At 69.5% G+C, this 13109-nt stretch carries 11 protein-coding genes; 6 read left to right on the plus strand and 5 right to left on the minus strand.

The genetic code is table 11. The annotated features are described in order from the left end of the window. The first annotated feature begins 23 nt into the window (after positions 1 to 23). On the plus strand, positions 24 to 773 hold the full coding sequence (locus CIK71_RS13725) for an ABC transporter permease (RefSeq protein ID WP_096166246.1): 750 nt from the start codon (positions 24 to 26) through the stop codon (positions 771 to 773). Positions 774 to 910: 137 nt separating this feature from the next. On the opposite strand, the gene CIK71_RS13730 is transcribed toward CIK71_RS13725, so the two are convergent. After that, complete coding sequence (locus tag CIK71_RS13730; RefSeq protein WP_176485654.1) at positions 911 to 1915, minus strand: 4-hydroxy-3-methylbut-2-enyl diphosphate reductase; 1005 nt, start codon at positions 1913 to 1915, stop codon at positions 911 to 913. 277 nt (positions 1916 to 2192) lie between these two features. Here CIK71_RS13730 and xseA point away from each other — a divergent pair, with 277 nt between their 5' ends. Both xseA and CIK71_RS13740 read left to right on the plus strand, forming a co-directional pair. Then, complete coding sequence (xseA, locus tag CIK71_RS13735) at positions 2193 to 3494, plus strand: exodeoxyribonuclease VII large subunit (RefSeq protein ID WP_096166248.1); 1302 nt, start codon at positions 2193 to 2195, stop codon at positions 3492 to 3494. A gap of 137 nt (positions 3495 to 3631) precedes the next feature. Then, positions 3632 to 3961 carry an exodeoxyribonuclease VII small subunit gene (locus CIK71_RS13740; RefSeq protein WP_338022884.1) on the plus strand — a complete coding sequence of 110 codons (330 nt, stop codon included), beginning with the start codon at positions 3632 to 3634 and terminating at the stop codon, positions 3959 to 3961. Positions 3962 to 4041: 80 nt separating this feature from the next. Here the strand turns inward: CIK71_RS13740 and CIK71_RS13745 are convergent, their stop codons facing one another. Further along, positions 4042 to 4788 carry a DUF4245 family protein gene (locus CIK71_RS13745; RefSeq protein ID WP_096166249.1) on the minus strand — a complete coding sequence of 249 codons (747 nt, stop codon included), beginning with the start codon at positions 4786 to 4788 and terminating at the stop codon, positions 4042 to 4044. A gap of 150 nt (positions 4789 to 4938) precedes the next feature. On the opposite strand from CIK71_RS13745, the gene CIK71_RS13750 reads away from it, so the two are divergent. Continuing rightward, on the plus strand, positions 4939 to 5850 hold the full coding sequence (locus CIK71_RS13750) for a carbohydrate kinase family protein (RefSeq protein ID WP_096166250.1): 912 nt from the start codon (positions 4939 to 4941) through the stop codon (positions 5848 to 5850). A gap of 111 nt (positions 5851 to 5961) precedes the next feature. Beyond that, positions 5962 to 7374 carry a class II fumarate hydratase gene (locus CIK71_RS13755; RefSeq protein ID WP_096166251.1) on the plus strand — a complete coding sequence of 471 codons (1413 nt, stop codon included), beginning with the start codon at positions 5962 to 5964 and terminating at the stop codon, positions 7372 to 7374. 523 nt (positions 7375 to 7897) lie between these two features. Here CIK71_RS13755 and CIK71_RS13760 read toward each other — a convergent pair. From CIK71_RS13760 to CIK71_RS13770, 3 genes are all read right to left on the minus strand, one after another. Next, positions 7898 to 8818: an endonuclease domain-containing protein gene (locus tag CIK71_RS13760; protein ID WP_241964073.1), complete on the minus strand. Its 921-nt coding sequence runs from the start codon at positions 8816 to 8818 to the stop codon at positions 7898 to 7900. 556 nt (positions 8819 to 9374) lie between these two features. Beyond that, a complete protein-coding gene (locus tag CIK71_RS13765; protein ID WP_158541967.1) occupies positions 9375 to 10850 on the minus strand; it encodes a PhoH family protein in 1476 nt (491 codons plus the stop codon). Between the two features lie 231 nt (positions 10851 to 11081). Then, positions 11082 to 11840, minus strand: coding sequence for an isoprenyl transferase (locus tag CIK71_RS13770; RefSeq protein ID WP_096166252.1), 759 nt, complete (start codon positions 11838 to 11840; stop codon positions 11082 to 11084). A gap of 216 nt (positions 11841 to 12056) precedes the next feature. Here CIK71_RS13770 and trhA point away from each other — a divergent pair, with 216 nt between their 5' ends. Further along, on the plus strand, positions 12057 to 13055 hold the full coding sequence (gene trhA, locus CIK71_RS13775; protein ID WP_338022885.1) for a PAQR family membrane homeostasis protein TrhA: 999 nt from the start codon (positions 12057 to 12059) through the stop codon (positions 13053 to 13055). Positions 13056 to 13109: the final 54 nt, after the last annotated feature.

The raw sequence follows: 13109 nt of genomic DNA on the forward strand, positions 1-13109 counted from the left end.
TATTTTAGAGACATGCCCTAGTCGTGCTTTCGCGCCGCAGTCTGCGCCACTCGTTCCGCGACCCCGAATCCGTGCTCATGGCCGTGCTGCTGCCGGCGATGATGATGCTGATCTTCGTGTACGTGCTCGGCGGAGCCATGAGCGTGGACGGCAGCCCGCCGGCGCGTGCCGACTACCTCTCCTACGTGCTGCCGGCGATCGCGCTGACCACCGCGGGCTTCGGGGCCTCGTACACCGCGGTGGTCGTCAGCAACGACATGGCCACCGGGCTCATCGATCGACTTCGCACCATGCCGTTCCCCGCCGTGACCGTACTGCTGGGACACGCCGTTGCCTCGATGGTCCGCAATCTGCTGGCCACCGCCGTGGTCGTCCTCATCGCCCTCGCCGTCGGGTTCCGCAGCGACGCCTCGGCGCTCCAGCTGCTCGGATCACTTGGCCTGATCGCGCTGTGGATCCTCGTGATCACTCTGGTCTTCGCGACCCTCGGGATGCTCGCCGGCTCCGCGGAGGCGGCCAGCGGGTACGGTTTTGTGCTGCTGTTCCTGCCCTACGTCTCCAGCGGATTCGCGCCAGTGGAGAGCATGCCGGGATGGCTGAAGGGCTTCGCGGCCCATCAGCCGATGACCCCGCTGATCGACGCCTCCCGCGCCTTGATGAACGGGCAGGACGCCCGTGGCGATGCGCTCGTGGCGATCGGGTGGTGCGCCGGGTTCATTCTGCTGGCGGTCGCGGTCGCCGCCTACGTGTTCCCCCGCCGCACGGCTCGCTGACCCGATCAGGGCCCCCGCCGGCCTAGTACCGGCGCTTCATCTGCGCCGTCGGCCGGAGGCCCCGAGGGGTGGGCATCGGCGCCGGCGGCCGGCTCGGGACTCCGCAACGGCGGGTTCCGGACTTCGCGATGGCGCGGTCAGGACTCCGCGGTGGCGCGCTCACCCGTGGGCTTGGTGCGGTCATCGCTCGCGCCGCGCACCTTCATCTCCTGGCGGAGCTCGCGCGGGAGAGAGAACATGAGGTCCTCGGTGGCCGTGCGGACCGGCTTCACATCGCCGAATCCGCGTGCGGAGAGTTCGACCAGCAGGTCCTGCACGAGCACGTCCGGGACGGAGGCGCCGGAGGTGACGCCGACGGTCCCCACACCCTCGAACCACTCCTCGCGCAGCTCCGCGACGGAGTCGATGCGATGGGAACTCTTCGCTCCGGCTTCCAGCGCGACCTCCATCAGACGCACGGAGTTCGAGGAGTTCGGCGAACCCACCACCAGCACCAGATCCGCGTCCGGAGCGATCTTCTTGATCGCGACCTGACGATTCTGGGTGGCGTAGCAGATGTCGTCGCTGGGCGGCGCCTGCAGCGTCGGGAAGCGCTCGCGCAGACGATCCACGGTCTCCATGGTCTCGTCGACGCTGAGCGTGGTCTGCGAGAGCCACACGACCTTGTCGGGATCGCGCACGGTCACGTTGACGGCGTCGTCGGGCGAGTTGACGACCTGGATGTGCTCGGGCGCTTCGCCCGCCGTGCCCTCGACCTCTTCATGACCCTCGTGGCCCACCAGCAGGATGTCGTAGTCCTCGCGGGCGAAGCGCACCGCCTCCTTGTGGACCTTGGTCACCAGAGGGCACGTGGCGTCGATGGTGCGCAGGCTGCGCTGCTCGGCCATCTCGCGCACCTTCGGGGAGATGCCGTGGGCGGAGAAGATCACGAGTGCCCCCTCGGGGACCTCGTCGACCTCGTCGACGAAGACGGCGCCCTGCTCGCGCAAGCGGTCGACGACGAACTTGTTGTGCACGATCTCGTGGCGCACGTACACGGTCTCGTCGAAATGCTCGAGGGCGCGTTCGACGGCGACCACAGCCCGGTCGACACCCGCGCAGTAGCCGCGCGGTTCGGCAAGAAGGACGGTTCCGTTGCTCACGCCACCATCGTAGGAGGCGCCCGCTCCGGCACGGCAGTCCCGTGGCGCAAGACTCACCACACCTCCACAGGCTGCTCATCAGCGCAAGCGACCTGATGAGAGCAGTCCGGTCGATCGTGCTGGGGAGGGCGCCGCCGGCAGCGCAGGAGAGGGACAGACGAGGAGGGGCTGCAGAGGGAGCAGAGGCTGCGAGGAGATCTCTCCTCCCCATTCGGTCGTCATCCCCCGTGTCGGCGACTGCGAGCGAGCTGTCCCACCGTCGTGCCAGAGTGGCCCCATGACCGAGACGACTCCCGAACAGGGCACCGGTGGGGCCCCGCAGCCGCGTCCGGCGCCTGCCGCCACTGCTGCCCAGACCACTGCGGAGAATCCCTGGCCGCTGCGGCAGCTGTCGGTGAAGGTCGGCGAATACGTGGCACGCATGTCCCCGCTCTGGGTCGAGGGACAGATCGTGCAGCTCAACCGCCGTCCCGGAGCCGGTCTCAGCTTCATGACCCTGCGTGACGTCGACGTGGACATGTCGTTCTCGGTCCCGATCCGTGAGCACGTGCTGCGCGGGCTGCCGACCGAGCCGGTCGCCGGGGCCCGCGTGGTGGTCCATGCCAAACCCACCTTCTGGACCAAGCGCGGCAGCCTTCAGCTCGAGGCCGATGACATCCGGCCAGTGGGCCTCGGCGAGCTGCTCGCCCAGCTCGAACAGCTCAAGCGGGTGCTGGCCGCCGAGGGGATCTTCGCCGCCTCCCGCAAGCAGGAACTCCCCTTCATGCCGCGCGTGGTGGGGCTGATCTGCGGCCGGGAGTCCGCCGCGGAGCGCGATGTGGTGGTCAACGCCCGGCGGCGCTGGCCCGCTGTGCAGTTCGAGATCCGCGAGGTCGCCGTGCAGGGCACCAAGGCGGTGCGCGAGGTCTCCGCCGCCCTGCGAGAGCTCGACGATCACGAGGAGGTGGACGTCATCATCATCTCCCGCGGCGGCGGATCCCTCGAGGACCTGCTGCCGTTCTCCGACGAGCAGCTGACCCGCCTGGTCGCCGCAGCGACCACGCCCATCGTCTCCGCGATCGGCCATGAGGTCGACACACCGCTCATCGACCTCGCCGCGGACGTGCGCGCTTCGACGCCCACCGACGCCGCCAAGCGCGTCGTGCCGGACATCCAGGCCGAGTTCGACCAGCTGGACCTGGGCCGTACCCGTCTGCGCTCGGCGATCCGCGCCCGGCTCGAGCGGGAGCAGTCCGCACTGGACGCGATGCGCTCACGCCCCGTCCTGGAGAATCCCGCGACCATTCTCAGCGGTCGGGCCGACGAGATCCGGTCCCGGATCGCGCTGGCTCGCACCCTGGTCGGCGCGCGTCTGGATCGGGCGGCCGACGAGGCCGATCATCTGGCTCGCCAGGTGCGCTCCCTCAGCCCGCTGGCAACCCTCGAGAGGGGGTACGCCGTGGTCCAGGCCCCTGACGGGACCATCATCCGCACCCCGGAGTCCTCTGCCGAGGGGGATCAGCTTTCCGTCCGGGTGGCGGGCGGCCGCTTCGGCGTCGTCCACGTCGACTCCGACCCGTACACCCCACCGACCACGTGATCCCGCCGCGGGCCAGATCGTCCCGTTCGCCCTGGTCGCTCCGATCACTCTGATCGTCCTGAACGCCCTGCTCACCACTGATCAATCCTGATCGGGCTCATATCCCCCTGATCGTTCATCCCCACGAGGAGTCACCCATGCCCCAGTCCCCCGCCGAGAGCTCCCCCGTCGACCCCGCAGACACCGTCGAAGCCGCCGACGCTGCGGGCAGCGCATCGACCACCCCTGAGGCCACCCCGGCCGAGGACGTGCAGCTGCCACCCGACATCGCCGAGCTGTCCTATGAAGCCGCTCGCGACCAGCTGGTGGAGGTGGTGCGCCGTCTGGAGTCGGGGCAGGGCGGGCTGGAGGACTCGATCGGACTGTGGGAGCGCGGCGAGATGCTCGCCCGTCGCTGCCAGCAGTGGCTCGACGGTGCGCGCGAACGCCTGGACGAGGCCGTCGGCGCCCGGCGTCAGGACGGCTGAGCCTCCCGCTCCCGCCCGGCCCCTGGCCGCACGCACGTCACTCCTGCGTGGGTCACGACCAGAACCGGATCATCCCTGCGTCACGCCTGGATGTCGGCGAGTGCGGCCTCGGTCAGCGACCTGATCTCCTCCGAGGAGACCGCCCCGTACACCAGCAGACCGAAGTCCTCGCCTTCGCAGGAGATGCCCGTCTTCTCCGAGCCGTCCTCTCCACTGCGCAGAGCCTGGCACGGCACGCCCTGGAGGGTCAGCTCCTCCTCGACGAGCGTTCCCGGCAGCGCTGCGGACAGCATCGGGGCGCTCACGTCGGATTCCTCGATGAGCGTGACCAACGAGCTGTCGGGCGAGGTGTACTCCGCCTTCCACCGCGGGCTGTCTCCATCGGTGAAGCGCGCCGAGCGCTCGGCCCATCCGTCCTCCATCGTCGGCACCGCCACCGGGAAGTCCGCCACGGCCTGCGCGCGCTCGGCGCTGCCGGCGACGTCGACCTCGGAGTTCTCGAGCGTCTGGCGCTCATCCGTGCTGCCCACGCCGAAGAACGCGATCCCGATGACCACGACCACCGCTATCGTCAGCGCGAGCGCCCACACCATGTTGCGCAGCACGGTGTTCTTCCTCGACGGGAGCTCATACGCCGACTTGGGCTGCTGGGGGGCGAGCGCGGGCCCGTCGGCGGCACCGTCAGCGGAGGTAGCGGGCGCGGGGTCAGCACCGGGCGCATCAGCGGCGCGACCAGCGGGCGCGTCAGGGCTGGGGACACCAGCGGGCGCGTCAGGGCTGCGGTCACCAGCGGGCGCGTCGGGAGCGCGGTCATCAGGGGCGTGCATACGGCTATTGTCCCCGGTGGCCCGTCGGCGCGCTCCCAGGGTGTCGGCGAGGGCACACCCGCCTCGCTGTCCGCACCCGGTGCCGCCCGTCGTGTTCGCGTGGCGTGCGCTCCATTCGCTCCGATCCGCCAAACCTGCGATGATCGGGAGGTGACCGTGAGAATCCTGATCGCCGGAGAAGCCCTCACCGATATCGTCATCGAAGCCGATGGCACTCGTCGTGAGCATCCAGGCGGATCCCCCCTGAACGTGGCCGTGGCGCTCAGCCGCCTCGGCCACGATGCCCACCTGCTCACCCGTATCGGCTCGGATGCCCGAGGCGACGAGATCCGTGCCCACCTGGCCGAGTCCGGGGTCGTCCTGACGCCCGGCAGCTCGTTGGATCAGCCCACCTCCACCGCGGAGGCGACGCTGGACGCCCAAGGCGCGGCGACGTACACCTTCGACCTGGTCTGGGACCCTGACGCCTCGGGTCTGCCTGAGCAGGTCGACGCCGTGCATACCTCGTCGATCGCAGCTGTCCAGGCCCCCGGCGCCTCGACCGTCGAGGACGTGCTGCGCCGCTACCGCGACCGCTCCACGATCAGCTACGACCCCAACGCCCGCCCCACCCTGATGGGCGACCCAGCCTCAGTGCGCGGGCTGATCGAGGCGAACATTGCTCTCAGCGACGTCGTGAAGGCGTCGGACGAGGACGTGGCCTGGCTGTACGGCACCGATGACGTCGAGGACGCCGTCGCCTCGTGGCTCGACCACGGACCGCTGCTGACCATCCTCACGCGCGGCAGCGAGGGAGCGGTCGCCTTCGCCCGCTCCGGCCGGGTGCAGGTCTCCCCCGTCGTCGTCGACGCAGTCGATTCCGTCGGTGCCGGGGACACCTTCTCCGCCGGTGTCCTCGACGCGCTCGCCGACAAGAGCCTGCTCGGTGCGGAGCACCGTCTCGAGCTGGAGGCGATCCCGTCGAACGAAGTCGCCTCCGTGCTGCGGCGGGCCTCCGCACTGGCGGCGATCACCGTCTCCCGAGCCGGCGCCAACCCCCCGTGGAGCCACGAGCTCGACTGAGCAGCGGCTCGCTGAACCGCGACGCTCAGCCCGGCTCCTCGCCCACGCGGCCCGGCTCCCCTGCACGTTCCCAGCCCTCATCACCGCACGACAATTCCTCAGGAGGCATCAATGTCAGAGCAGACCACGCCCTCGCAGGACGGCTACCGCATCGAGCACGACACCATGGGCGAGGTGCGCGTCCCCGCCTCTGCGCTGTACCGAGCGCAGACCCAGCGCGCGGTCGAGAACTTCCCGATCTCCGGCCAGGGCCTGGAGCCCGCACACATCCACGCTCTCGCCGAGGTGAAGAAGGCCGCCGCCCGCGCCAACAAGGATCTCGGCGTGCTGGACGGCGCCATCGCCGACGCGATCGTCACCGCCGCCGACGCCGTCATCTCCGGTGAGCACGACCATCAGTTCCCGGTCGACACCTATCAGACCGGTTCCGGCACCAGCTCGAACATGAACATGAACGAGGTCCTCGCGACCCTCGCCTCCAGCAGCGATCTCGAGGTCCACCCCAACGACCATGTGAACTGCTCACAGTCCTCCAACGACGTCTTCCCCACCTCCGTGCACGTCGCCGTCACCGGCGGCGTCGTCGAGAAGCTGCTGCCGGCGCTCGCCCACCTCGCCGAGTCGCTCGAGGCCAAGGCCGAGGCATGGAAGTCCGTCGTGAAGTCCGGCCGCACCCACCTCATGGACGCCACCCCGGTGACCCTCGGCCAGGAGTTCGGCGGCTACGCGGCCGCGATCCGCTACGGCATCGAGCGCGTCGAGGCCGCTCTGCCCCGCACGGCCGAGGTCCCCCAGGGCGGCACCGCCGTGGGCACCGGCATCAATACCCCGGTGGGCTTCCCGCAGAAGGTCATCGCGAACCTCGCCGAGCAGACCTCCCTGCCGCTGACCGAAGCCCGCAACCACTTCGAGGCCCAGTCCGCGCGGGACGGCCTGGTCGAGATGTCCGGCGCGCTGCGCACGATCGCCGTGTCCGTCACGAAGATCTGCAACGACCTGCGCTGGATGGGCTCGGGCCCCAACACCGGTCTCGGCGAGATCGCGATCCCCGACCTGCAGCCCGGCTCCTCGATCATGCCCGGCAAGGTGAACCCGGTGGTCCCGGAGGCCGTGCTCATGGTGTGCGCGAAGATCGTGGGCAACGACGCCGCCATCGCCTGGGGCGGTGCGCAGGGCGCCTTCGAGCTCAACGTCCAGATCCCGCTGATGGGCACGAGCCTGCTGGAGTCGATCCGTCTGCTCGCCAACGCCTCCACGGTGCTGGCCGACAAGACCGTCGACGGTCTTGTCGCCAACGAGGAGAAGGCTCGCTTCTACGCCGAGGCCTCTCCCTCGATCGTGACCCCGCTGAACAAGATCATCGGCTACGAGAGCGCCGCCAAGATCGCCAAGCACGCCGTCGCAGAGCGCATCCCCGTGCGCGACGCCGTCATCGCGCTGGGCTTCGTCGAGCGCGGCGAGCTCACCGAGGAGCAGCTCGATTCCGCCCTGGACGTGCTCTCGATGACTGCACCGAAGGCCTGATCAGGCGGCTGGCCGCGCGGTCGGCTGACCGTACGCGCAGCCACCGCGCGGAGGTGCGGCGCGGCCACCCTCGCAGGGGCCGCCCATCGGTAGGGCTGCCCTCCGGGTAGCAGCCCTTCCGGGTAGCCGCCCCGCCGAGTAGCAGCCCTTCCGGGTAGCCGCCCCGCCGTGTAGCGGTCGCTCGAGCAGCACGCCATGGCCCATGTCTTGGACGGGCCGCTGGTGACGAGCACTGGCGATATCGCCAGACCACCTCACCAGCGGCCCGTCCGTGACACGTGGCCGGGGATTCCCCCACCACGGCACACCCGCACGAGGCCCAACACCGACACGCGTCTGGCGATCGTCAGCCCACGCCTCACGTGCCCTCGCACTCGCACTCGCACTCGACGCAGTCGTGTAGGCGGGGTCAAGCGGGCCAGGCGCAGCCAGGTCAGCCAGCTGGGGCCGGGCGGGCCAGACGTGTTCAGGCGGGACAGACGGGGCCAGCCATGTTCAGGCGGGCCAGACGGGCCAGGCGAGGTCAGGCGGGCAGAGCACGGCGGTGCTCCCGCCGATGAAGCATGGTCAGCAGCGTCTGCTCGGTCACGGCCCACTCGAGGAACACCTGCTCCCAGGTCAGCCTTGTGACGCGGTAGCCGCGCGATGCCAGGGCCAGATCTCGACGACGGTCCTCACGATACTGATCGGGCGCATCGTGGAACTGGCGGCTGTCGCATTCGATCACCCAATTGGTCCCCACCAGCAGGTCGACCCGGGTGTCGGGAAGCAGCTGCACCTGACTGCGGACCCGTACGCGGAGCCCCTCCAGCCACCAGCGCACCGCGGTCTCGGTGCCGGACTGCGCATCGGAACGCACACGAGACAGCGGGGTCCGAAACCGTTCCGGAAGCCCGGCCAGGAGGGCCTCGAGCTCCGGCCTGTGCAGAGCACTCTTGTTGAGAGCGGACTCGATGAGGATGGCCGCCTTGACCGTGGGCAGACAGCGGGCTGCATGGTCCAGCGTCTGCATGATGCCGGGAACGGGGTCCGTTCCAGGCCAGGCGCGCATCCGTGGACCATGGAACACGAGAGGCTGAAGCCGGCTGCGCGGCCACCCGTTGTCGGGTTCAGGGAACGGAACGAGCTCGTTCGTCATGGGGTCGACCCAGCGCCGCAGAGGGAGCATATGTGGCCCCGGCTCCGGAGCGTCAATGACGCGAGGCCGATACACATGGACTCCGCTCCCCCGCGGAATCCACAGGCCATGAAGCGCTGCCGCGTCGAGACACGTGGGCCGCACACCCTGCTCGAGCAGCGCCACCAGATCTGCCGGCGCTTCCGGGGTCACATACCACTGGCCTGCCGAGCGGATCGCTCCCTCGCGCAGCCACGTTCGACGGCGGCTCAGATCAGGCTTGATCCGCGACAGCTCTGTCTTGAGAAGGACCCCGGGGATCTGCATACGGTGATCTGACCAGACCTGGAGACCCTCCCGGAGGGGAGAATCGTCGATGTGGATGGCGCAGCATTGGGGAGGACGCGTCCCGGACGAGTTGAGCCCACCCGAAGATGGTCCGCCGTGCTCTGAACCCGGACCTACTCGGGGCTCCTGCCCGCCCTGTCGCTCGTCGCCAGACTTCCCGTGTCCCGCACCCGGAACCCTGTCCAGCGCTAGGCATCCCGCGCCGGCACTCGGCACTCGGCACGCGGCACGCGGCACGCGGCACGCGGCACGCGGCACGGAACATGGGGACCCCGGCAAGGATCTCGGTCTCGGTCTCGCACACAGGGCACAGGGCACGAGCACGAGCACGACGGGCCGATGTCACCGAAGGGCCGTGGGTGACGAGCACTGGCGATATCGCCAGACCACCTCACCAGCGGCCCGTCGGTGACGCGCGGTCACGTCTAATGGCCCATCGCCGGCCGCCTCACCGCTCACGGCACCTCCTCGTCCCCCTCACAGCACCGGCTCGCCCCCTCACCGCTCACGGCACCATTCCGTCCCCGTCGCCCCCTCACGGCACAGGTTCGTCGAGCACGTGGGTGACCAGCTCGGCGACCTTGGACCGCTCGGAGCGCTGCAGCGTGACGTGGGCGAACAGGTCCTTCTCCTTGAGCGCCTCGACTACCGAGGCGATGCCGTCGTAGCGACCGATGCGCAGGTTGTCGCGCTGGGCCACGTCGTGGGTGAGGACCACGCGGGAGTTCTGGCCGATCCGGGAGAGCATCGTGAGCAGCACGTTGCGCTCCAGGGACTGCGCCTCGTCGACGATCACGAAGGCGTCGTGCAACGAGCGTCCGCGGATGTGGGTGAGCGGGAGCACTTCGAGCATGCCGCGCGAGAGCACCTCGTCGATGACGTTCGAGGAGACCATCGAGCCGAGCGTGTCGAACACTGCCTGACCCCACGGACCCATCTTCTCGCCCTGGTCGCCGGGCAGGTAGCCGAGCTCCTGGCCACCCACGGCGAACAGCGGGCGGAAGACCATGATCTTGCGCTGCGTGCGTCGTTCGAGAACGGCCTCGAGGCCTGCGCACAGGGCCAGCGCGCTCTTGCCGGTGCCGGCGCGTCCGCCGAGGGAGACGATGCCGATGGACTCGTCCTGCAGCAGGTCGATCGCGACCCTCTGTTCCGCGGAGCGCCCGGAGACCCCGAAGACGGTCTGGTCGCCCTGGACGAGCTGGACGTCGCCGTCCTTGCGCACGCGGCCCAGGGCCGAGCCCCGCGGGCTGGTGATCGTGAGTCCTGTGTGGACTGGCTGATGGGCGACCGCGGGGATCGTGACGTTCTGACCGTCGTAGAGATCGCTCATCGTCTGCTCGTCGACCTCGGCGGTGACCATGCCGGTGTAGCCGCGGTCGCGGGCCAGCTCGGCCCGGTACTCCTCGGCGTGGATCCCGGAGGCCGACGCCTTGATGCGCATCGGCAGATCCTTCGAGACGAGCACGACGTTATTGCCCTCGAGCTGCAGGTTCTTCGCGACGGCGAGGATCCGGGTGTCGTTGTCGCCGAGCCGGAAGCCGTCGGGCAGCGACGCTGTGCTCATGTGGTTCAGCTCGACGTGGACGTGGCCGCCGTCCTTGCCGATGGGCAGCGGGAGCGAGAGGTTCCCGTGCTGTTCGCGCAGGTCGTCGAGGATCCGCAGGGCCTGTCGGGCGAAGTAGCCGAGGTCCGGATGGTGCCGCTTGGCCTCGAGCTCGGTGATCACCACGATCGGCAGCACGATGTCGTGCTCGGCGAAGCGGTGCAGCGACAGCGGGTCGGACAGCAGCACCGACGTGTCCAGCACGTAGGTGAGCACTCCGGTCTCGAGGTCGGGGAGGAACTGCTGGGCGGCTCCGGGCCGCAACGAGGGGACGACGGGCGAACCATCCGGATTCGCGGCGCCCACCCCCGAACCATCCGGATTCGCGGCGCCCACCCCCTGGCTCCCCGTCTCCGTCCCTGAGCCGGCGGACATCGTCTCGCGGGCAATGGTGGTGTCGTCCATCGGAGCCTCCCGAATTCGCGTGGATGCCTGGACCTTAGCCCTGCTGGCACACGGTGTCGGGCGAGTCCCGCCGTCGGCGGGTGCGACGTTCACCCGATCGTCACCGGAAGTTCTGACGAACCGCCGATGACGTCAGTGTGCCACCGCTCACACCAGCGGCGCGGGAGGACTCGAGAACGATGTCGGCGTGCCCCGAGCGCCTCGACAGCGTCTTGGTCGGGGCGAGTTCGCTCAGGCGCCGTAGCGGCGTTCGCGACGGCAGAATTCGCGCAGCGCACGCAGCAGATCGACCCGTCGGAACCCGGGCCAGAACGTCTCGCAGAACCAGTATTCGGAGTGCACGGACTGCCAGAGCAGGAATCCGGACAACCGCTGCTCGCCGGAGGTGCGGATGATCAGATCCGGATCGGGCTGGCCTCGGGTGTAGAGGTGCTCGGCGATGGAGTCGATGCTGATCGCATCGGCGATCTCCTCCGGGGTGCGCCCCTGGGAGCCGAGATCACGCACCAGCTCCTGCACTGCGTCGACGATCTCCTCGCGACCGCCGTAGCCGATCGCCACATTGACCGTCAGCTCCGACTCGGGGGCCGCCTGCTCCTTGATCCGGGCGATGTTCTCCCGAACGGACTCCGGCAGCGCATCGGTGGTACCGGTCAAGCGCACGCAGTAGCCCGCCTCGGCGATCTGGCCGACGGTGGAGGCGATGATCTCGTAGAGCGCGACCAGCTCCTCCGGCGGGCGACTGAAGTTGTCGGTGGACAGCATCCACACGGTCACCAGGGGGATCTTCAGGTCCTCGCACCAGGAGAGGAATTCGACGATCTTCGCCGCGCCGGCGCGGTGGCCGTGCTCGGTGGTCTCCCCCGCCTCCTTCGCCCAGCGACGGTTGCCGTCGACGATGACGCCGAGATGCTGCGGGAGGGAGAACGCTTCGAGCTCACGGGTGAGCCGACGTTCGTAGACACGGTAGAGAAGGCCGTCGTCGTCCATTGCAGCCTCCGCTCCTCGGGTCTGAACGATGTGTGCGAGGCGCCGATCGAGCCGGTTCCCGGCTGGCGTCCCGCATCGCGCGACCGAATCCGCCAGGTCGCACCGTCCCATTATCGACGATCCCGCGCCCGGGGTCCGACGCTTCGGGGCAATCCTCACCGGATCGTCACAGTGCCGGCCACCCGAGGTTACGTCACCGTAGGTTACGATTTCAGGATGATGACCGGCTCTCGCCGTGAGGATCCCCAGGGCATCTCGGAGCCCACGTCCGATCCATCCGCCCACGGCCCCGATACGACGACTGCACCCCTGACCGACCCGGCAGACCTCCTGTCCCCCGCAGAGGCTCGGGACCCCGCTCTGCACGAGGCCGTCACGGCGGTCTCCGAATCCGGCGCTCCCCCAGCAGCGTCCGGAGCCGGAGCGGCCCCGACAGGCTCGGGAACCGGCGCCTCCCCGGCAGCATCCGAGTCCGGAGCGTCCCCCGCGATGGCCGACGGGGACATCCCCACCGCGCAGACCCACCCCTTCGCTCCGCGGACCCTCACCCGCGCCATGGCGGCGCGCGCCAAGTCGCTCGGCATCCAGCTGCCCAAGCCGCGCCTGCGCGGCGTGCTGCACCTCATCGCCTTCCCGACCTCGCTCGTGGCAGGGCTGCTGCTGGTGGCTTTCGGAGAGACCTTCGCGATCCGCCTCGCCTGCGCGGTCTTCGTGCTCACCGCCGGGCTGCTGTTCGGGGTCAGCGCGGTCTATCACCGCGGTACCTGGACGCCCCAGCGGGCGATCATGCTGCGCCGATTCGACCACGCGAACATCTTCCTCATCATCGCGGGCACCTATACCCCGATCGCGGTCGCCATGCTCGAGCCGCGCCAGGCGGCCACCCTGCTCGCGATCGCCTGGGGCGGTGCCCTGATCGGCGTGTGCTTCCGGCTGTTCTGGACCGGGGCCCCGCGCTGGCTCTACGTGCCGGCCTATGTCGCGCTCGGCTGGGTGGCGGTGTTCTACATGCCCGCGCTCCAGGCGGGAGGCGGCTGGATCGTGGTCTGGCTGCTCTCGATCGGCGGCCTGGCCTACACGGTCGGCGCGGTCGTCTACGCCCTCAAGAAGCCGAACCCGTCACCGGCGTGGTTCGGCTTCCACGAGATCTTCCATGCGGGGACGCTGATCGGCTTCGGCTGCCACTTCGCCGCGGTCGCGACCGCCGTCATCTGACGCGGGGCCCGACGAACCGGACGCCCGGCAGCGGCCGACGGCCGACAGCCGACG

The sequence above is a fragment of the Brachybacterium alimentarium genome (assembly GCF_002332425.1).
In the GTDB taxonomy this organism is placed as follows: domain Bacteria; phylum Actinomycetota; class Actinomycetes; order Actinomycetales; family Dermabacteraceae; genus Brachybacterium; species Brachybacterium alimentarium.

Excerpts from the sequence above, each read along its gene's own strand:
- xseA (WP_096166248.1), top strand. The coding sequence starts at position 2,193 with ATGACCGAGACGACTCCCGAACAGGGCACCGGTGGGGCCCCGCAGCCG.
- CIK71_RS13740 (WP_338022884.1), top strand. The coding sequence starts at position 3,632 with ATGCCCCAGTCCCCCGCCGAGAGCTCCCCCGTCGACCCCGCAGACACC.
- CIK71_RS13745 (WP_096166249.1), bottom strand. The coding sequence starts at position 4,788 with ATGCACGCCCCTGATGACCGCGCTCCCGACGCGCCCGCTGGTGACCGC.
- CIK71_RS13755 (WP_096166251.1), top strand. The coding sequence starts at position 5,962 with ATGTCAGAGCAGACCACGCCCTCGCAGGACGGCTACCGCATCGAGCAC.
- CIK71_RS13760 (WP_241964073.1), bottom strand. The coding sequence starts at position 8,818 with ATGCAGATCCCCGGGGTCCTTCTCAAGACAGAGCTGTCGCGGATCAAG.
- CIK71_RS13765 (WP_158541967.1), bottom strand. The coding sequence starts at position 10,850 with ATGGACGACACCACCATTGCCCGCGAGACGATGTCCGCCGGCTCAGGG.
- CIK71_RS13770 (WP_096166252.1), bottom strand. The coding sequence starts at position 11,840 with ATGGACGACGACGGCCTTCTCTACCGTGTCTACGAACGTCGGCTCACC.
- trhA (WP_338022885.1), top strand. The coding sequence starts at position 12,057 with ATGATGACCGGCTCTCGCCGTGAGGATCCCCAGGGCATCTCGGAGCCC.